This window comes from Clostridium sp. 1001271st1 H5 (assembly GCF_005845215.1).
Lineage (GTDB): Bacteria > Bacillota > Clostridia > Lachnospirales > Lachnospiraceae > Enterocloster.
Genome location: NZ_SPHO01000002.1, coordinates 150,331 through 170,490, shown reverse-complemented (window position 1 = coordinate 170,490; position 20,160 = coordinate 150,331). Strand labels below are relative to the sequence as shown.

Annotated in this window: 17 protein-coding genes and 1 tRNA gene; 3 read left to right on the top strand and 15 right to left on the bottom strand. The window is 49.1% G+C overall.

Annotated elements, in window-relative coordinates:
- Nucleotides 1-43: 43 nt before the first annotated feature.
- From FGS84_RS04025 to FGS84_RS04005, 5 genes are read right to left on the bottom strand one after another with little or no spacing between them, the layout of a single operon-like run.
- A complete protein-coding gene (locus FGS84_RS04025) occupies nt 44-1,009 on the bottom strand; it encodes an ABC transporter permease (protein WP_138306393.1) in 966 nt (321 codons plus the stop codon).
- A 2-nt stretch (nt 1,010-1,011) separates the two neighbouring features.
- Nucleotides 1,012-2,502: a sugar ABC transporter ATP-binding protein gene (locus tag FGS84_RS04020; protein WP_138306392.1), complete on the bottom strand. Its 1,491-nt coding sequence runs from the start codon at nt 2,500-2,502 to the stop codon at nt 1,012-1,014.
- 12 nt (nt 2,503-2,514) lie between these two features.
- On the bottom strand, nt 2,515-3,981 hold the full coding sequence (locus FGS84_RS04015; protein WP_171042544.1) for a rhamnulokinase family protein: 1,467 nt from the start codon (nt 3,979-3,981) through the stop codon (nt 2,515-2,517).
- Between the two features lie 15 nt (nt 3,982-3,996).
- On the bottom strand, nt 3,997-4,905 hold the full coding sequence (locus tag FGS84_RS04010) for a glycyl-radical enzyme activating protein (RefSeq protein ID WP_138306390.1): 909 nt from the start codon (nt 4,903-4,905) through the stop codon (nt 3,997-3,999).
- A gap of 49 nt (nt 4,906-4,954) precedes the next feature.
- The gene (locus FGS84_RS04005) at nt 4,955-7,366 is read right to left on the bottom strand and encodes a pyruvate formate lyase family protein (protein WP_138306389.1); all 2,412 of its coding nucleotides are present in this window, start codon (nt 7,364-7,366) and stop codon (nt 4,955-4,957) included.
- 310 nt (nt 7,367-7,676) lie between these two features.
- Here FGS84_RS04005 and FGS84_RS04000 point away from each other — a divergent pair, with 310 nt between their 5' ends.
- Together FGS84_RS04000 and FGS84_RS03995 are read left to right on the top strand one after the other, a co-directional pair.
- Nucleotides 7,677-8,705 (top strand): LacI family DNA-binding transcriptional regulator, encoded by a 1,029-nt coding sequence (locus FGS84_RS04000; RefSeq protein ID WP_138306388.1) that lies wholly within the window; start codon nt 7,677-7,679, stop codon nt 8,703-8,705.
- A 187-nt stretch (nt 8,706-8,892) separates the two neighbouring features.
- Nucleotides 8,893-8,964, top strand: a tRNA-Gly gene (locus FGS84_RS03995).
- 187 nt (nt 8,965-9,151) lie between these two features.
- On the opposite strand, the gene FGS84_RS03990 is transcribed toward FGS84_RS03995, so the two are convergent.
- The 6 genes from FGS84_RS03990 to FGS84_RS03965 all read right to left on the bottom strand — a co-directional run bounded on the left by FGS84_RS03990 (nt 9,152) and on the right by FGS84_RS03965 (nt 15,802).
- Nucleotides 9,152-9,865, bottom strand: a complete 714-nt coding sequence (locus FGS84_RS03990; RefSeq protein ID WP_138306387.1) for an N-acetylmuramoyl-L-alanine amidase — start codon at nt 9,863-9,865, stop codon at nt 9,152-9,154.
- Nucleotides 9,866-9,931: 66 nt separating this feature from the next.
- Nucleotides 9,932-11,404, bottom strand: a complete 1,473-nt coding sequence (locus FGS84_RS03985) for a metallophosphoesterase (protein WP_138306386.1) — start codon at nt 11,402-11,404, stop codon at nt 9,932-9,934.
- Between the two features lie 28 nt (nt 11,405-11,432).
- Complete coding sequence (locus FGS84_RS03980) at nt 11,433-13,115, bottom strand: glycosyl hydrolase family 18 protein (protein ID WP_138306385.1); 1,683 nt, start codon at nt 13,113-13,115, stop codon at nt 11,433-11,435.
- A 235-nt stretch (nt 13,116-13,350) separates the two neighbouring features.
- Nucleotides 13,351-13,623 carry a hypothetical protein gene (locus tag FGS84_RS03975; RefSeq protein ID WP_138306384.1) on the bottom strand — a complete coding sequence of 91 codons (273 nt, stop codon included), beginning with the start codon at nt 13,621-13,623 and terminating at the stop codon, nt 13,351-13,353.
- Nucleotides 13,624-13,727: 104 nt separating this feature from the next.
- The gene (locus tag FGS84_RS03970; RefSeq protein WP_243129851.1) at nt 13,728-14,354 is read right to left on the bottom strand and encodes a hypothetical protein; all 627 of its coding nucleotides are present in this window, start codon (nt 14,352-14,354) and stop codon (nt 13,728-13,730) included.
- The gene (locus FGS84_RS03965; RefSeq protein WP_243129850.1) at nt 14,255-15,802 is read right to left on the bottom strand and encodes a serine/threonine-protein kinase; all 1,548 of its coding nucleotides are present in this window, start codon (nt 15,800-15,802) and stop codon (nt 14,255-14,257) included. Before FGS84_RS03965 ends, FGS84_RS03970 begins: the two co-directional genes overlap by 100 nt.
- Nucleotides 15,803-16,068: 266 nt before the next feature.
- On the opposite strand from FGS84_RS03965, the gene FGS84_RS03960 reads away from it, so the two are divergent.
- Nucleotides 16,069-16,818 carry an adaptor protein MecA gene (locus FGS84_RS03960; protein WP_138306383.1) on the top strand — a complete coding sequence of 250 codons (750 nt, stop codon included), beginning with the start codon at nt 16,069-16,071 and terminating at the stop codon, nt 16,816-16,818.
- A 60-nt stretch (nt 16,819-16,878) separates the two neighbouring features.
- On the opposite strand, the gene FGS84_RS03955 is transcribed toward FGS84_RS03960, so the two are convergent.
- The 4 genes from FGS84_RS03955 to FGS84_RS03940 all read right to left on the bottom strand — a co-directional run bounded on the left by FGS84_RS03955 (nt 16,879) and on the right by FGS84_RS03940 (nt 20,106).
- On the bottom strand, nt 16,879-17,562 hold the full coding sequence (locus FGS84_RS03955) for a GntR family transcriptional regulator (protein WP_138306382.1): 684 nt from the start codon (nt 17,560-17,562) through the stop codon (nt 16,879-16,881).
- 39 nt (nt 17,563-17,601) lie between these two features.
- On the bottom strand, nt 17,602-18,612 hold the full coding sequence (gene yiaK / locus FGS84_RS03950) for a 3-dehydro-L-gulonate 2-dehydrogenase (protein ID WP_347563781.1): 1,011 nt from the start codon (nt 18,610-18,612) through the stop codon (nt 17,602-17,604).
- 28 nt (nt 18,613-18,640) lie between these two features.
- A complete protein-coding gene (gene uxuA / locus FGS84_RS03945; RefSeq protein WP_138306380.1) occupies nt 18,641-19,708 on the bottom strand; it encodes a mannonate dehydratase in 1,068 nt (355 codons plus the stop codon).
- A 191-nt stretch (nt 19,709-19,899) separates the two neighbouring features.
- Entirely contained in the window at nt 19,900-20,106 is a 207-nt protein-coding gene (locus FGS84_RS03940) for a DUF1858 domain-containing protein (protein ID WP_347563790.1), read from the bottom strand.
- Nucleotides 20,107-20,160: the final 54 nt, after the last annotated feature.

Sequence of the window (20,160 nt, the reverse complement as noted above, 5' to 3'; positions counted from 1 at the left end):
AATTTCCTCCTTTATTTGCAAATACGTTTTGTATTTTGCTCTTCTATTCGCTCTGGCGCTCTTTCTTTTTATCAGCAAACACTGCTGCTATGATAACGATTCCCGTGACAATGGTCTGATAATAGGTGGCAACGTTCATTATCTGGAGCCCGCAGGTCAGGGTGCTGAGGATGATGGCTCCCACCAGGGTATTCCCTATCTTTCCTTTCCCGCCTGATAAGGAGATTCCTCCGATAACAGCGGAAGCAATCGCGTTCATTTCATAGCCTGAGCCTGCATTAGGGTCTGCATATGTAAGACGGGACAAAAGCATGATGCCTCCAATGGCAGCAAATACGCCGCTTAAGACATACACCATGAGCACGGTCCTGTTTACATTGATTCCTGAAAGCCTGGCAGCGCAGATATTGCCTCCTGCGGAATAAACATGTCTTCCAAACTTTGTATATGCCATGACAAAGATAATGACTGCGTAGAACACAAACACATAGATAACAGACACCGGAACTGTACCCAGCACCTTGGAGGCCATCAGGCTTCCCAGTCCCTTGGGGAAACTGGATATGGGCTGCCCCCCATTAATCAGAAGCGCAAGGCCCCTGGCAATCTGCATGGCCCCCAGCGTCACTATAAACGGCGGCACCTTTCCGTAACTGACCAGACATCCATTGGCCAGACCAAAGGCAGCACCTGCCGCTATACACAAAACCCCCATGGCAACCAGAGGCATGCCTGCTTTCAGAATCAGTCCTCCAAATATACCCACAAACCCCACAATGGACCCAACGCTCAAATCAATGCCGCCGGTGACAATAACAAGGGAAGCCCCGATTGCAATTATGGAAATGATGCTGGCCTGCGTAATGATATTGAACATATTATTAAGGGTCAGGAAGTTCTTCCCCATCATGCTGCAGATTACAGCAAATACAATAAAAATAACAATCAGTCCGAGATATAAAGTCAATGCCGGCAGCTTTGCCTTAACACCCTCTTTGTAACTCTCCATACCTATATTCCTCCCTGCATCGCATATTTTAATATGGTTTCCTGCGTCAAATCCGGGGTATTGTCCAATATGGCCTCCAGGACACCCTCCCTCATAACGGCAACCCGGTCGCACATTTTAAGCACCTCCACAAGGTCGGAGGATATCATGATAATAGAGGCCCCCTGGCTGACCAGGTCATACATGATATTATATATTTCATCACGGGCCCCAACATCAATTCCCCTTGTGGGCTCATCGAATATATATACATCTGCATTGGAATACAGCCATTTTGCAATAACCACCTTTTGCTGGTTACCGCCGGACAGGTTCTTTGCTTCTGTCAGATGCGTATGGGTTTTAATCCGCAGACTCTTAATGTAATACTTAGCGCGTTCCGCCATCTCCTTTTTCCGGATGAACGGCTTGGCAAGCTGCTTTAAATTGGGTAATGCAATGTTATCCATGACAGAATGCATGAGAACCAGTCCCTCATCCTTCCTGTCCTCGCTCAGATAGACGATTCCCTTTTCGATATTTTTGGACAGGCTATTGGACAAGGTTTCACCCTTATATGTAACCGTACCACTGTTTTTTCTGTAAGCGCCTATCATACACTTTGCCACTTCTGTCCGGCCCGCGCCCACCAAACCTGCAAATCCCAGTATCTCGCCTTTATGCAGCTCAAATGATATGTCCTTCAGGAAATCCTTATATCCCAGATTTTCAACCTTCAGCACCACCTGGTTCATGTCAACCGCTTCATTGGCAATCTTTTCAAAACTAACCGTGCGTCCCACCATCATCTTTGTCAGCTCGTCCTCTGTGGTTTCAGACAATTCCACGGTTCCTATATATTCTCCGTCACGCATAACCGTGCACCTGTCCCCGATTTCGAACAGCTCGCTCATACGGTGGGAAATATAGATAATTCCGATTTTTTCCTTCTGAAGTTCACGGATGATTCCGAAGAGCATGTTTGTCTCTTTGTCCGTGATGGCCGCTGTGGGCTCATCCAGAACCAGAACCTTTACATGATTGGATATGGCTTTGGCTATCTCCACCAGCTGTTTCTGGGCCACACTTAGTTCACGGACCAGCGTCTTAGGGCTGACCTCCAGGCCGACCCGCCTCATATATCCCTCTGCCTCTTTTATAGCCCGCTTGTGGTCCACAAGAAGCCCCCGGCCATATTCTTTTCCAATGAATATATTTTCATATACAGGCAAATCCGGCACCAGATTGAACTCCTGGTAAATCACGCTGATACCGGCATCCAGAGCCTCCTTCGGCGTCATGGGCGCCAGCTCCCTGCCGTCCAGCACGATGTCACCGCCTTCCCGTCCGTATGCCCCTGACAGAATTTTAATCAGTGTGGATTTACCTGCTCCATTTTCCCCCAAAAGGACGTGAACCTCCCCGGGAAGTACCTCCAGCTGCGCATTTTTCAGCACGGGAACACCAAAAAAGCTTTTGTTAATCCCGCACATCCTCAATATACATCCGTCCATGGACAGGCCCCCTTATCCTTCTAGTTTTTGATACCGCTTCAATGCCTCACCGGAATCTTTTCTGCGGCAATACGTTGTTTTCTCAATGCCCCTTCCAATAAGGTTCCTGATTTCCCTCACTGTCATCTCAGGCTCAAAGTACTTTATCTGGGCTCCCAGATTTCCCAGGGAAGTACTTTCCTTCCCCCCTGTCACCACTTTCTTGCCCGTGGCATCTGCCGTCATCTGGCATAACCTGACATTCCGGGAGCCGCCGCCTACCATATAAACAGTATCTTTTTTCTTTCCGCTTATTTCCTCCAGGCCTTGTATCACTGACGCAAAGCTCAGGGCCATGGAATTCTGGAAACTGCATATGATTGCCGCCCAGTCTTTTTCTCCGGAAACCTGACCGGTCTTTACAAGATAATCCCATATCGCATCCGCCATATGTACCGGATTAAAAAACCTGGCATCGTTGACCGGAAACAGAGGAACCGTTCCCCCATACCGGTCTCCAAGACCATTAAGCTCCTCCCAGCCTATAGCCCCGTTTTCCTCCTCATACTCTTCCTTAATGCGCTGGATGATAAACATTCCGGCGCTGTTCTGCAGCAGGGTTATTTTATTAAATGCCCCTATTTCATTGGTCAGGCATCTTATTCTCACCGCATCATTTATAATGGGCTCCTCCAGCTCCATACCAATAAGCGCCCAGGTTCCTGTGCTGACAAATAAAAACTCTTCTTCCTCTGCCGGAATTGCCAGTACAGCAGCAGCCGTATCATGGGACGGCACGCAGATAACCGGAACATCATAGGATATACCCAGTATTTCCTTTACCCCGGAATGAAGCATGCCAATTGGCGTGCCGTGTTTGCCAATTGGAGCAAATAAGCCGGAAGGTATTCCCATCTCCCCCAACACGTCTTCACTCAGCTGCCTTTTCTTGGCATCCATCAGCTGGGTTGTGGATAACTCGCTGGGCTCGTTTACCATGCAGCCAGTAAAGAGATAATTTAAAATATCCGGTATCATGAGAAGCTTGTGGCCGTTGGAAAATACCGACGGCATCTTCTCCATCATTCCCTTTATCATATTAACCGAATTAATCTTATCGCACAGGATACCAGTCTGCCTGAACAGATATGTTCTCTGTTCGTCAGGCATCTGTTCCATAACCTCGGCCCCTATGCTGTTCCTGTATGACAGCGGATTCTGAATCATAAATCCCTGCCTGTCAAACAGTCCGAAATCCACTCCCCATGTACAGATACCGATTGAGTGGATGGTTCCGGCCCGTTTTACCGCCTCCTTTAGCCCCTCCAACAGTTTCTGGTAAATCATCAGTATGTCCCAATAGAAATACTGATGTACCCTGACCATGTAATTTGGTATCTGGGTAATAACCTCTGCGGCTATCTGCTCCCCGTCATACACCCCCAGGATAACCCTGCATGACGAATTGCCACAGTCAAACGCTACCATATTCCGCTTCATCAACACCCCTGCCTCCTATCGGATATTAATCTCCAAACCATATTCTCCTGCCCACTGTACCAGGAATGATAAGTCTGCTTTCTTAAGGGATGGCATATTGCCCATCTCATATTTTCTTCCTAACCCCTGGTATTTCGGAAGACCCAGCCTGTGATAGGGAAGAAATACAATCTCAGATATATGCTTCAAACCTTTTATGTACTTGAAAAAACCATTGATGGACGCCTCATCGTCATTGCAGCCCGGAATATAGGGATATCTGACCGACAATTCCCCATGGTAGTGCCCGCACAGCCACTCCAGGTTGCTGAGTATCAAGGTATTATCCACACCTGTCAATTCTTTATGTTTTTCAGAATCAATCTGTTTAAAATCATAATAAACCGCATCGACACGCCCGTTTATGTCTTCAAGCGCCTCCTGAGGGACATGACCGCATGTTTCAACCAGGGTGTTATAACCCCTCAAATGCATCTGCTCCCCAATGGCCCCTATGACTTCGCTGTAGTACAAAGGCTCTCCTCCGCTGAACGTAACACCGCCGCCTGACATTCCATAATATTGGCGGTCCTTCAATATTTCCGCAAGAAGCTCCTCCTCGCTGTATCTCCTCCCCATCATCTCCCTGGCGTCTGCATAGCACTCCCTGACGCAGACGCCGCATTGCCTGCATTTACTCTGGTCCGTAATATATCCGTAACCTTCCATATAACTTATGGCCTTCTCAGGACACAGGACCCTGCATCTTCCGCACTCTATGCAGGCATTTGCCTTAACCAGGACCTCTGTCCCCGCTCTCTGGGATTCAGGGTTTGCACACCATCTGCACCGCAGGGAACAGCCCTTTAAAAATACTACGGTACGGATACCGCGGCCATCCTCTGTTGCAAAACGTTCTATGTTGAATACATTGCAAACCCTCATTTTCCTTATTCCCCCTATTTACTATTTGCTGCCTGGAGCGTGTTAACGGCTATAATTCCAGCTCTGCCCTGCTTATTACATCCATCTGGCACTCAGGGGACAGAGATGTAAACAACGCACTGTAACCGGAAACCCTGACCATCAAATCCTTATATTCATCCGGATGCTCCATTGCTTCCTTAAACACTTTGTTATCCACCACATTAAACTGAATCTGCTGTCCGTAGTTTTCAAACAGAACCTTAATCATGGCAATTACCTTTTCTTTATTCTCATCGGTATCCAGAGCTCCCTTGGACAGACGCATATTGAATATAGCGCCCTTCTGGAACCATATGCTGGGCAATTTCATGACGGAATTGCAGGCTGCCGTAGCTCCATTTTTCTCCGAACCATTGGCGGGAGAAATGCCGTTGTTAACCGGCTGTCCGTCCTTGCGCCCGTCCGGCGTGGCCCCAATGCTCTTTCCAAAGGCAATATTACCGGTCACAGGGCTTTGACTGTAGGAATAGCAGCAGGGGACCGGTCCTTTTCCATACTTTGAGCTTCTATATTTATACCTGTAGCTGGAACCAATGTAATCCTCCAGCTCCACCACCCACTTGTCAGCCCTCTCATCATCATTTCCAAATTTAGGTGCCTTATTTACCAGTATGGCTCTGATTTCCGGTCCGGAGGGCACTGTGTCCATATCCTCATAGTTTGTGTTCATAGCGTGAAGTACCTGTTCCATGGTCAGAAGCTTCTGGTTAAATACAATCTCATCCAATGCCGCCAGAGAGTCGCCTGCGCTGATGGTACCTGCTGTAGGCCCTCCGTCCGCTGAGTAAACAGAGCCGCCTTCCACAAGGTCCATGGCCCTCTCGATACAGTCATATACGAGGGAGGAGCGGAATGCATTGATATCCTGCTGTATGTGGATTTCATCATTAATATGCTCTGTCTCCACCTGCAGCCCCATAAAATAATCCAGGGTCTGCTTATATAATTCCATCAGCTCCCTTACGCTGCCACAATCCCCTGCAGATTTTTCCAAATCCACAAAGTGGTATCCGGTCTTGGGGTCTGTGCCGTCATGCAGCGTGATTTCCAACACCTTCTCCACATTCAGCCATGGACCTTTGGCCGCAAAATCCCACTTTCCGGGAATAGAGGCCTCAATACATCCATCCGGAACCCAATCCACCCTGTCTTCCTCGGCGATTCCCATATTCTCAAGGGTTCTGATAAATGCCTTGTCATTATAAAATGCCGGCTGGCCGCCCTGATGCCGCTCCGCTGCCTTAAGCGCCTTCATCATGAACGCATCACTGGTTCCCTCGAACCACTTAATGGATACAGACGGTGTAAACAGTCTTACATTCTCACATGCTTCCACACACAGGTGGGAAACTTCATTGGAAGCGTCCTTACCATCCACTGTCTGTCCTGCAATGGCAAGATTGATGAACATCTGGTATCCCAGAAAAAATTCTGTATCCGGCCAGCTTCTGAGCTTGTTAAGTTCATTGCATTTGATGAAAAAGCACTCAACTATCTCCAGGGCCTCTTCCCTTGTGATTCTGCCTTCCTCCAAATCCTTTTTATAGTAGGGATATACATATTGATCAAAACGCCCCAGGGATATGGCATGGCCGTTGGATTCCAGATGAACCGCCAGGAGAATCATGTAGATGGCCTGGACTGCCTCATGGAAGGTCCTGGCAGGATTCAGTGGAACATTCCTGCATATATCTTCCAGTTTAAGAAGCTCCTCTCTGCGTGCTGCGTTTGTCTCCTGTTCTGCCTGTTCTTTGCAGCAATCAGCAATACGGTTGGAAAACATCACCACCGCCTGATTACCCTGAAGGGCAGCCTCAAGAAACCATCTTTTTCTTGTATTGCCTGGTTCTCTTGGGTCCAGACGCTTAAGCTTATTCTCTATCCGTTTCATGACATCGGACAAGCCTTTGTCCACCACGCCTTTATAATCCACAATAACATTGCCCAGGCCGGCTGCTGAAACCCATGTATCATCAATCACATTGGCATCCCAGGCCTGGTTGATTTTATCCGGAAGCGTTTTTCTCAGATTTTCATACAGGGATTTACCTTTCCAATATTTTACGCATTCTAATATTTTGTCTTTATCTTCCTGCGTATAGTAAAACTTATCGCCAGGTCTTTTATCCGGGAAAAAGGGTGAACCATTTAATTCTGCTTCCAGCCAGTCTGTGGAATACTCCGGATAAATCGGAGATGCCTTTGGCCACTGCGCCTGATTTCCTACAATCAGCTCATCTTCATTCACATAAACCGTCATACGGGCCAGTACATCATAAAATGCCTGGGAACGCCGCAGTGCAATTGGTTTTCCCTCTGATTTCTTCATAGACTCCGTAAAATAGGTACACCGCTCCGGACAAATACGCGGGTCTGCATCAAATAACCGTTTTCTCAATCTTTCTATTCTTGTATTCATGTTCCGCCCCTCACATTCACATCGTGTATGTAACTTGTTACATTTTCAATATAGCACTTTATAACCCTGTTGTCAATATTATATTTGTGCATTTTTCATACAATATTATATTTTTTTCTCTTTTTTTAGCAATTATTTCTCGCTCTATCTTATGTTCTATGTATTGCTCTTTCGTTTCAAGTAAAACTGTTACATTTTTTTCATATTTACAATTATTTTTATTTCAACTATAATATGATATGGTTGGATGAAACTTATTTTCTTATTTATGAAACAAGTTTCACCCTTCAAAACCAGGAGGAGAAACCGTATGAACAAGGAAGGCCGTTCGGAAAACAGCGGATACATTGGAATCAGGGACATTGCAAAACTGGCAGGAGTATCTACTGCAACTGTGTCGCGTGTCATCAACAATCCAGAAATGACATCTGAAAAAGTCAGGGAGAAAGTGCAGAAAATAATTGAGGAATATAACTATATACCGAATCAGCCTGTCAAAAAAATCTTTTCCAAGACAAGCAATACCATTGCCGTATTTATATATGATATGGAGAACCCTTTTTTTATCAGCCTGATTAAAGAGCTGAACCAGATATGTCTGGAACACAACTATATGCTCCTTATCTGCGATACCGGCAGCAGCCCTGAGCTGGAAAAGAAATATCTTTATTTCTGTCTTGCCAACCGGTGCGCAGGTATAATCCTGACAGAAGGCGTTGACTCCGATATTTTTGAAGCCTGCAAAATTCATATTCCAATTGCGTTCCTGGACCGGAAAACACATGGCAAGTTTTCCAGTGTGCGTTCCAATAACAGGCAGATGATGCAGCCCATTGTGGACTACCTTTACAATCTGGGTCACAGGAAAATTGCATTTGTCGGCTGCGGCACACCCATGGATTCCGTAATCTCCAGACAGAATGGTTACATAGAGACAATGACGGGAAAGGGCCTTCCCGTTATCCAGGAATACATTTATGACAGAAACCCACAGTTGACCCTTCAGGCCGGAAGCCAGGCGCTCAACTACTTCCTCTCCCTTCCAGCCGCCCCAACGGCAATCATCTGCTGTAATGACATCATCGCCCTGGGAGCTTTGAATGCAGCATATTCCCTGGGATTAAAGATTCCGGCGGACATGTCCATTGTAGGATTTGATAATGTTATCAGCAATCTCCATCAGCCCCAGATAACCACTGTGCAGCAAAATCTGAGGGAGATATCCCTTGAACTGTTTGAGCTGGTAGTCAATCCGCCGGAGGAGCCTGTGTCCAAAATCATCGAGGCTTCATTCATCGAAGGAGCTACCTGCAGCAGAATTGAGGCACCTCAAAGGTAAAAAGTGCAGCCAGATAACAAAATAGATGGGGAACCGTCCGGAAAGACAGGAATTGCATGTGCTGCCTTTCCGGATAAATTTTAATCAGGTTTCAAGCAAGCGGCCCAAAAAACCTGGCAAAAACCTCTTGATTTATCAGCAGAAATATGATAGACTATACCACGTCAAAGTAATATCATTCTAGTATGCGCGAGTGGCTCAGGGGTGGAGCACCACCTTGCCAAGGTGGGGGCCGCGGGTTCGAATCCCGTCTCGCGCTTTTTTTATTGCCTTCAGGTGCATAAGCTGCATATTGAAATATTATACCAATACCATACCTCCTTCCAGACAGGAAAGGTCCCCCTTAACATCGCGCCCTTGCGTTCACTTTTTAAATTCCATCCACAGTAATAGGCATTTTTTAAGGGCTGCCCGGATTATCAAAATCCACGGCAGCCCCTTTGGCTTTATTTCTTCTGTTTTACGGTATTAAGGTATTCCATGATTCCCATATGTATGGTCCAGGCCATCCTGTCCTGGTATTCCTCATCCTCCAGTCGTTTGGCTTCCTTTCCATTGCTCAGGAATCCGCATTCCACTATGACGATAGGCTCCTTTACATGAAGCAGGAGATAATAATTGTCATTGGCCTTGGCCATCCTCTTGTTGGCCTCTCCCAGCACATAGTCGAAGCGTTTCTGCAAAATTTCTGCCAGATATTTCCCCTTCTCCGATGTCTTATAGTAAAAAACCTGGCCTCCGGATACATACTCCTCATGGTAGCTGTTCTGGTGAATGCTTACCACCAAATCCGGTGCTGCCTCATTTATGATTTCACACCGTTTTCTCATGTCCGCCATCTTCTTATGGCTGTCCCCGGAGCTGTACAGCCCCTGGTCTGAATCCCTGGTGAGGACCACCTTTACGTCGGAGGCCTCAAGATATGCTTTCAGCTGCTCTGATATCTTCAGGTTAATATCCTTTTCCAGCTGACCATTTATCCCCACCTTACCCGGGTCACTGCCTCCGTGTCCGGCGTCAATAACCACCACTGGCTTTGCCTTGTCTGCCTCTGCTGCCTGATTATGGACAGCCACCAATGTCCCTGCCTGCCATGATATCAGTGCCACGATACAAAGCAGCAGAATCCCCATCACTGTCTGCCATGCTGAATGCTTCATCAATGGGCGCTCCCTGATAACCTTTATTCCAGTATATTCACCCGCCTGATGAAAATGAACCTGATTTTACTCCATACTCAGAACGTTATAATCCTGCACCGCGTCCTCTATGATATATTCCAGGTATTCATACAGGATACTGGGATAGCAGTACTCCTTCCACATGGCGTATCCGGGCTGCTTCACAGCCTCCTTTACCACCTCATATGCCCTGCCTCCGTAGCAGGCAGCATTGAGGTCCCCGTATACCTTGGCCATCTGCTGCTTCTCTGATTCGGTCAGCTTCACAAATATGCTTCCCGTCTCCTCCTCCGCAGAATCCTTCATGGCATCGTAGGCCTGGTTATAGAATATCTGCTTGAGCACAGGAGGGCTGTATGTATTGAAATTCAGCAGGTTCTCATCCGTGCTCTTGTTTTTCCTGGCCCACTTTTCCATATTTACCTTGCGTGTATAGTAATAAAATGTCTCGTCTTCCATATAATCCAGCACGCCGTACTGGCAGGGAGGCGTGGACAGGGAGCTGGTTACCACCTCATAGATGCCGATATCATTATTCCTCATAAAATGCTGCACATGCAGGTGTCCGCTGAGAAACAGAGGGATATTGTCCCCTTCCAGCATCTGTATCAGCTCCTCACTGTGCTCAATGGTGCAGTCATCCGCATATACCTTGCTCTCTTCCAGCAGGTTGTGATGAGCCACAGGCAGAAGAATCACGCTGTCCTGGTCAGCCTGCTCAAGCTGCTTCTTTATCCACTCATATGTCTCTGTCTTTATCATTCCCCCGACCTTGTTGCGGGGTTCATACTGACAGGTATCCAGCATGAGAAGGCGCATGGAGGGTCCCAGGTCATAGGTGTAGCTGAGGGAATCCGTATCCCTGCTGCTGGCCTCTGAGTATCCGAACTCCTTATAGATGCGTTCAAAATCCTCGGGCGTGGTAGGCTCTGCCGGATACCGGTCTCCTCCGGAATACACCGAGGCGCTGGGATTGTTAATGTCATGGTTGCCCGGTATGACTACCACCGTGATACCGGCCTTCTCCACTTCATCCAGCTTTTCCGCCAGCTCCTCATGGCTTTTCTTTTCCCCCTGAAGACTTAAGTCCCCGCTGATAATCAGGACATCCGGGCTCAGAAGCTTGATTTCCTCCAGGGCTGCATCGGTTATCTCCCATACGTAATTGGTCAGTTTTCCGTCGCCGTGCTCCACCATGGACCGGAACATATCCCCCTGGTCTGTCAGGGATTCCGCCAGATAATGTATATCCGTCATAAGGATGATGCGTTTTCCTCCAATCAGCGGTTCTGCTTTTGTCTCCTTCTCAACATCCGGAAAAGGCTGTATCTCTGAGGGCGCAGGATGGGTGGGCTTTTGCAGCTCTGTTTCCTGAACTTTTTCCTGTACCGTTTCCTTTGTCTGCTGTTTTCCGGCGGTGGCGTCCGCCTGTTTTCCAGTCTGTACGCTGCACCCCGCCATGACTCCGGCCATTATGACCGCTGTCATGATTCCCGTTATCCTTGCTCTTCCTCTCATTTCCTTCCTCCGGTGTCACCCATTTCGTTTATTTAACCTCAGACACGATATCCCATATGTCCGCTGGCTCAAATCCCAGTTTCCAGCAGGCAACCCCTGCCAGGTCAAACTCATTAATCAGGTCAATCTTAAGCTTCATGGAGTCTTCTTCCTCCATCCATATATACTGCTGGCCGCTTCCGCTCACCGTCTCACCGTAATACTGCCCCAAGAGCTTATCCCATGTAAGCTCCACCTGGTTCTCCTCCACCCACTTCCTGGCATCTGATATGCCGTATGCCTTGGACGAGGTCTTTCCCTCATTCACAGTCCATACCCTGGTATAGAAGGGGACTGCATTGATAACCTTTTCCTTCGGGACCTCCTTCAGGGTATTCTCAATCCCCTCCCTCACATAAGGAATGGAAGACACGGAGCCTGCTTCTCCCCCTGCATAGTGTTCGTCATATCCCATAACAATCACATAATCAGCCACGATTCCCTGCTCCTTCCTGTTATAAAACGCGGTGTAGGAAGAAGGTACATAGTTGTCCACAGACAGTACAAGTCCTTTATTGCGGCAGGCAACCGACATTTCCCGTATAAACTGGACATAGTGGGGTCCTGCCTCTGCCTTCAGGCTCTCAAAATCCAGATTGAAGCCGTCAAAGCCGTAGGTATCCGCCTCATTCATCAGTTTTTCAATGAGCTTTTTTCTGGTGCTGGTGGAGGACATCAGGGTCTTTGTGTTAAGGTTCTTGACACTTTCCTCTGTACTTACATTCTCAACCATGGCCCACACCTTCAGTCCCATATCGTGGGCCTTATCCACATAATCCTTACTGGCCAGCGACGTATAGGTTCCATCACTGGACACCACATTGAACCAGGTGGGCACAATCACATTCATCCCTTTGGCATCGGAGGCATAGTCCTCAAGGGTGCTGTTTCCCTCCTGCCGCGTGACCTGATGGAATCCCAGCCTCACCTTGCCATCCATGGAAATGCTGGTATACACAGGCGCCTCAAAGGTGCTGACAGGCACAACCTGCTCTCCCGGCTCCAGTTTCCGGTTCTCCACATATCCGATATAACCATCCGAGGTCCTGACTCTGGACCACTTTTCCAGAGTCTCCAGCACATCCACCGTCTCCCCGGCAGCTGCCTCTGTGATAATCTGGCTCTTGACGCCGCCCTTCACCCTTACCTGGCCTGCCTTTTTCAGTACGGCTGTGTCATAGGGCTGCCAGGAGGTGTCGATGAACACCCTCTTAATCTGGCTTGTGGCAAAAGCCTGCGTACGGATATCCGTATAATTCACCACAACGCCCAGGGACAGATACATCCCACTATCTGTAACCTTAAAGAGAGGGCCCTTTTCGCCCTGCGTACTCTCGTCCGCATATACAATGGAATCGGGCAGTGCGTACACAAGCAGTTTTTCGCCCTCGTCCCAGTAGAAACGCTGGTTCAGATATTCATTCACCCAATCCACCGGCAGGTACACCTGGCCATCCTCATAGATTCCCTTGGCCTCCTGCACCTGGTTATCCAAAATAAGGGCCACCTGACTGCCCTTAATCCCAAATATCCTGCTCTTATCCGCCAACTCACTGCTGGGCATGTATTTCCTGGCAAAAAGCAATCCCAGACCACCGCCTGCCAGGATAAATATGAACAGCAGAACCAGCACCGTGATTCCGCAGCCGTGACCTTTTCTTCTTCTGCTCATCCTGTCCTCCAGTTTCCTAATGATTGTATTTATTCTACCACAAAATAGAGTGTATGTACCAATTAATTGCTTACAATTTACAGTCATTAAGGAGGAAACAGGAACAAAAGCCCGGTATGCGCTGCCTGCTTTGGCTGCACAGGCTGAGACGGTACTCTTGGCCGCGCATGGGCCGGGCTTTTGTTGTCTGCTTTTATTATCTGCTTTTGTTATCTGCTTTTGTTATCTGCCTTGTTTATGAATCCTGGCTTTTTTTCTCTTTGGGAGGGTCACTGAGATACACTTTGTCAAATCTGATTTCCTTCAGACAGCCCTGCTCGGCGCCCACATAGTCGCCCATGTAAAAGCCCCCGTCTTCTCCCATCTCGAATATCTTTTCCCATTCCTTTTCCGGGCACTCGACTCCGTCAATGGTTATCCGAACCCCTTTGTTCTTGTATCTCTTCAATCCGTCCAGATAGGTTCTCTGATGTTTCTTCCGGTCTCCATATTCGGCACTTCTTATCATACTGATAAGTCCTCCCCATTACCACGGGACAGCCGGCCGGCGGCACCAAGGAGTTGTTTCCGTGACATACGCTTGCGCGCCGGTTCCCTCTGTCTCTTTTTTCTTCACAAAATTCTCTCAAACCACTGCATGGCGGCGTAATCCACTGAAAATGCATCTACTGAAAGAGGAACCCTGACCAAAGAAATCCCAAACCGTCTCTCTATCTGTTTTCTGGTGTCCTCACTGCCAAAGGCAGCCGTATATATCCACCCTGTCCTGGGTCCTTCCTCCTCTGATAAAAGCTCCAAAAATGCCTCCAGTTTCCACTCACTCAGCGCAGCCATGATAATCCTCACTTCGCATCTGAGCCACTCCGCCCGGATGGACGGTCTTAATTCCCCAAAATCAATTATGATTTCATCATAGGTTCCGTCCAGGCAGGACGCCAGCACGCGGGGGCCTCCCTGCATATAATATGTAACCCCGAAAATCTTGTATCTGTAATCCGCAGAATCTGCCTGCTTTCCGATATGACTCCGGCATATATCCTTCATGGTTTTCCATCCGCCGTGGTCATTCCACTCAATCACCGCAGTCCTGCGCTGCAGGGCACTGGCCATATAATTGGCCGTCAGGATGCAGAGATGGGTCACCCCGGTTCCCCGTCCTGTTCCTGTGATTCCGATGACCCTGCACCCTTTTGCAGGTTCGCGGCTGTGTTTAAAAAGATTTCTTTTATAAAATCCCATCTCTCTAACCAGCCTCTTGCTCCGCCCTGTTCCCTGCCGCTGCCGGTCACGGCAGACCAGAGCGACTGAAAGAAAGCCTCTTCTTCCCGTTTCTGCCGGAAAGGATTTCCATAATCCGGCGAGACAAACAGCTTTATTCCTTTTAGGGCCCTGTCTGATTTGGCCGCGGCCCTTAATTCCTTTTGGCATACGGTCCGCGTTCCGCGCATTATAAAACCGCGGTTTCCGCCGCACCGGCCGGCCCAAACCCGGTTCATCCAGGTTATGTAATGCCGGATGTACGGCCCCTCCCAGATACCGGCGCTGCCTGTCCCTAATAAATCCGCCTTTGACGCCTTTAATTCCAGTTCCGCCTGCTGCCAGTCCGTTCCATAGTCTTTTACTATGACGTCAAATCCTGTCCCTTCATCCAGCTTCACGCAAGGTCCGTACCGCGGCCTTAAGAAACAGCCGTTCATGGCATAGATTCCAAAGCAGTCCGGGCGCATACCTGTCCTCCCGGCCATGGCGGCCACTGCCTGCGAATCGTTATGCTCCTCATAAAGAGCCCGGTACCCGTGCCTGTTCAGGAAATGTACCAGCCCCAGGGCCAAATGCGTGGTGCCTGTACCAGCCTTCATTCCGGTCAGTATCAAAATATGAGATGGTATCGCCTTGTGTTTCTTTTCTACTGTCAGTTCCCTGGTACACAGCGCCCGGAGGGCTGTCTCCACCTCCTTGGCGGAAGCGTACCGTTTCTCCATATTGGGTTCCATACATGTTCTGATAATCCGCTCAAACGCATCCGACCGTCCGGCAGGCTGTCCGGTCCCCTCCCTCAGGGTTCCCGCTGTCATAAAACGGAGGACTGCACCAATGGCATAAATGTCGGTCCTTTGGTCCAACAAACGGTCAGAAGCATACTGTTCAGGGGCCGCGCATCCCACCGTACCGAATCGCTTTGAGGCAATGTTTGCCCGCCGGCTGCCTGCAGCATGATCAAAATCAATCAGCTTTACAGTGCCGTTGCAGATAATCAGATTGTTAGGTTGTAAGTCTAAATGTAATATGGGTATTTCACATGCAGAGTGCATGTAAGCCACAAGCCCGCAGACCTGCATCCCATAACGGGCTGCCTCTGCCTCTTGAATAGGACCCTGACTTGCAATCAGGGCATATAGAGAATATCCTTCAAGATACTCCTCGATTAAATAAAAAAATTCGGAATCTTCTTCTAAGTCATAAATCATGGGAATCCCCGGATGACGCAGTTCTTTTAACACCAATGCTTCCCTTTGGAAGGTGTCATAGTCGGCATCACTCCTGGAGATGCGCTTAATGGCCCTGTATTCCTCCAGGCCAATGTGCTCTGCCAGCCATACGGTTCCTGTCCGTCCGGTTCCCAGTTTGCGCAGCAGACGGTATTTGCCAAATAAAATGGTATTCCTTATCCACCCCTCCTTTGTCACAATATCATCTCATATTCCAATTTTACCCTTTTTTATGTCACCTGTCTATGGTCGTTATATCTTCCATGGCTTTCCGTATGTCATTTATACAACTTAAAAGCATCCTGCGGGCTGATATTTTTTAAATTTTTATGAAATGATTGATATTTCCACCTGTAATGTAGTATATTTAAAGTGTAGAAGTCTACTTTCGGCCTGAAGTACCCAAAAACACCCTGGTCCAAAGCAGATGCCACCACATTTGACACAGAACAGGAAGTGATTCTATGAAGATAGAACGTATCAATGATAACCAGATTCGCTGTACATTGACCAGCTTTGATTTAAGCGCGCGCAATATTAACCTGGTTGAACTGGCCTATGGAACAGAAAAGGCCAGAAAGCTGTTTCGGGAGATGATTCAGAAAGCCTCCAATGAGGTCGGCTTTGAAGCGGAGGATATTCCGCTCATGGTTGAGGCGATTCCGCTGTCCAGCGAAAGCATTATGCTGGTCATCACCAAAATTGAAGACCCGGAAGAACTGGATACCCGTTTTGCCAAGTTCTCACCTTTCACAGACGACAACCAGAATTCTCTTGTGTCGCAGTTAGCCAGTGAGTTCCTGGAGGGCGCACCGGATTCCCTGAATTACCTGGAGCCCGGCTCCGTGGAACAGGTTGGAGATGAGGACAGCACGGACAGGTCCCCTGAAACCCCTGCCAAGAAAAATACCGGCGCTGTTGCCAGCAGCCGCATTTTCCGTTTCAACAGTCTGGACCGCATCAGCGAAGCGTCCAGGGCCGTATGGGGAATCTATAACGGCGTCAACACCCTGTATAAGAAGCCCGGCACCAGACAGTACTATCTGATTGTAAAACGCCTGGACTGCGGCGACCTGGATTTCTCCCGGGTATGCAACATATTGGCGGAATATGCCACCAAGCTGTCAGGTGAAGCAGCCAGTGAAGCCTATTTCAGGGAACACTATGAGGTCATGATTCAGGATAATGCCCTTCAGAATCTTGCAAAAATCTAGCCTGCATATATAGATGGATACAGTTAAAACACCCCTGCGGCCAGGCGGACCGCAGGGGTATTATATTGCCTTAAAATATGCCGGGTACTGGCTTCTGAACATCTGCTCATTCATCATCCACCGGTTCAGGTGGAGGTCCATTGTCTCCGCCGCCTGATTTTTATCCCGGCGCCGTATTGCCTCCAGCAGTTTCTTATGGTCCTCTATTATCTTATGGTCCTTTACCGTTGCCACGGACAGGCTGCGGATTCTGTCATAGTGAATCGCCAGCCTCTGGCACATCTCATAGGTCAGCTCCTTCCGGCAGATGGAAAACAGCTTCCGGTGCATCTCATTGTCCAGCTCCAAAAGTTTCCGGGATGAGCCTCCCTCCAGATAAAATTCCTGAAGTCTGATGTTCTCATCCAGCCACCGCAGGTCCTCCTCATCCGCCTGCTGGCAGACCAGCTCAACAGCTGCCTTTTCCAGTACCAGACGGAGAAAACGCGCCTCCTCCACCAGCTCCACATCAATCAGCGCAATGCGCATACCTCTCTGAGGGAATATTTCAATGATTCTGGATTCCTCACTGAGCTGTATGACTGCCTCCCGCACAGGGGTGCGGCTGATGCCTATCATCTGCGACATCTCCACATCGTTAAAAGGCGCTCCCGGTTCCAGCTCCAGTGAAATAATGTTCTCCCTCAGGGTCCGGTATGCATACTGTCTGGCAGTCTCTCCATGTCTCTTTTCCTCTATCTTCATGGGTAAAACCTCCTAATACCAGTCCTCAGTCCTGAAGACCTACAGGGACTGTATCTCCTTCCAGACCTCATCGTCCACGTAAATCCCCAGCCTGTCATGCTCCTCATGGAACCGGGCGCTGCCCTGGCCCGGCGCCCTGACACTGCCGCCTTCCTCTGACGGAGCCGAGCTTTTTACGTACCGGACCGCCGTATCCATGATTTCCTTCATATGGGCATCCGTGGTGGTCCTGCCCGGATTCACCACAATCATGACCTGGGAACAGCCGCCGCAGCTGCCGCAGCCTTTCTCGTCCATACCGGCAGCGCCCATGCCGTCCGTGAGCACGGAGCCCAGGATATCCAGCATGAAGGAAAAGGCCGAACCCTTCCAGTACCCCACAGGAAGCACACGGCGGGACTTCTCAATGGCGCCCGGGTCGTCCGTCAGCTTGCCTTCTTCATCAAACCCTCCGGGATACGGCAGCTTTTCCCCGGCCAGCCGCGTAACCTGCAGCTTTCCGTAGGAGTACTGGGACATTGCCATGTCCAGCTGGAGAGGTTCTCCCCCGCCAGCAGACGGTACAGCCATGACAAAGGGATTGTTGCCCAGACGGCATTCCTTTCCGCCCCACGGGGGCATACAGGACTCCGTATTGGTCCACATGATTGCCGCATACCCCTTTCTGGCGGCGTACAGCCCATAGGTGCCTCCCCGCATCCAGTGAGTGGTATTGCGGATTCCCACCATGCCGATGCCAAACTGGTCCGCCAGCTCCATGGCCCGGTCCGCGCAGTAAAGGGCGTTCAGGATGCCGGGGCCCATGTTTCCATTGTAAACCCTGAGTGCGCCGAATTCCCGCTCCAGGGATGGCACGGCATTTACATCCACCCAGCCTTTCTTAATGTAGTTCACAAACCTGGCCACCCGGTTGGTGCCATGAGAATATACCCCGTCATAGGTAGTCTCCGTGTGTATGCGGGCGCATATCTCCGCCTTTTCCTCAGACATCCCGTATTTGACCAGCACCCTCTTTATCTCACTCTTAATTTCATCAAAGGTTAATCTCACCGCACCCATCCCTTCCTGCTGCATCGTCCTAGCGGTTCTGCTTCCGGATGGCCTCCCACAAACCATTTAAGTAGCATGCTCCCAGGGCCCTGTCGTAAAGGCCGTATCCCGGCATGGACACCTCTCCCCAAATAGCCCTTCCGTGGTCAGGGCGCATGATTCCGTCAAAACCAATGTCATACAGCGCTTTCATTATCTCATACATATCCATGCTGCCGTCTTCTGAGAGATGGGCAGCTTCCTGGAAATCTCCAGGAGCATTATACTGCAGATTGCGCACATGTGCAAAGGGAATCCTTCCTTTTAAGGACCGGATGATATCCGGAATGTCGTTTTCCGGATTGCTTCCCAGGGAGCCAGTGCACAGAGTGACGCCGTTAAAGGCTGCATCCACGGCCTTCATCAGCTTAAGGAGCTGCTCCTTGCCGGTAATAATTCTGGCCAGTCCAAACACGGGCCACGCTGGGTCATCCGGGTGAATGGCCATCCTGATATCATACTTCTCGCATACAGGCTGGATTGCCTTCAGGAAATACACCAGGTTGTCAAAAAGGCGGTCCTCATCCACATCCTTATACATGTCAAACAGTTCCTTAATGCGGGCCATGCGCTCCGGCTCCCATCCAGGCAGCTCAAATCCATTGGACTTTTCTCCCATGGACTGGAACATGTTCTCAGGGTCAATCCTGTCAATCTCCTTCTGACTGTAAGCCAGCACCGTGGAGCCGTCCGGGCGCTCCTTAGCCAGGTCGGAACGGGTCCAGTCAAAGACCGGCATGAAATTATAGCACACCACATGGATATCAGCCTGGCCCAGACGCTCCAGGGTAGTAATGTAGTTGGCAATGTACTGCTCCCTGTCAGGGGTGCCCACCTTGATTGCATCGTGGATATTGACACTCTCAATCCCCAGAACCTTTAATCCCCTGGACTCCACCTGTTCCTTCATCTGAAGGATGCGCTCCATGGGCCAGACCTCCCCGGCCGGAATGTCATACAGGGTGGTAACCACGCCCTTCACACCCGGTATCTGCCTGATTTGCTCCAGAGATACAGAATCCACGCCCTCACCGAACCAACGCAATGTCATATCCATAACTAATTTCCTCCTTGAACTGTATGTGCAGTGCTTTTGTGTTTTTCCGTTTATGCGGAAATAAATATTTTAATATACTAATATATTACTATTTCCCAGACAATCTGTCAATACCATAGAATATAAAAAGAACCCGGCTCAGTCACATATCCCCTGAGCCAGGTTCCTCCAATCACTGTTTCAGATATTCATCAGGCTTTTGCTGCCAGAATTTCGTTAATCTGGGAAACAAGTGTATCACAGTCAATACCGTGTACCATACAGGCCTCTTCCAGAGACTCTCCTTGGGATGCCGGTCAGCCAAGGCAATGCATTCCGGCACGCATCAGGATTGGAGCAATACTGTCATCTACATGGATTAACTGTCCGATGAGCATGTCTTTACTAATTTCCATTATCGTGTCCTCCTTATATTTCTGCTATCAGTATACCCAATTTATCGGTCTACCACG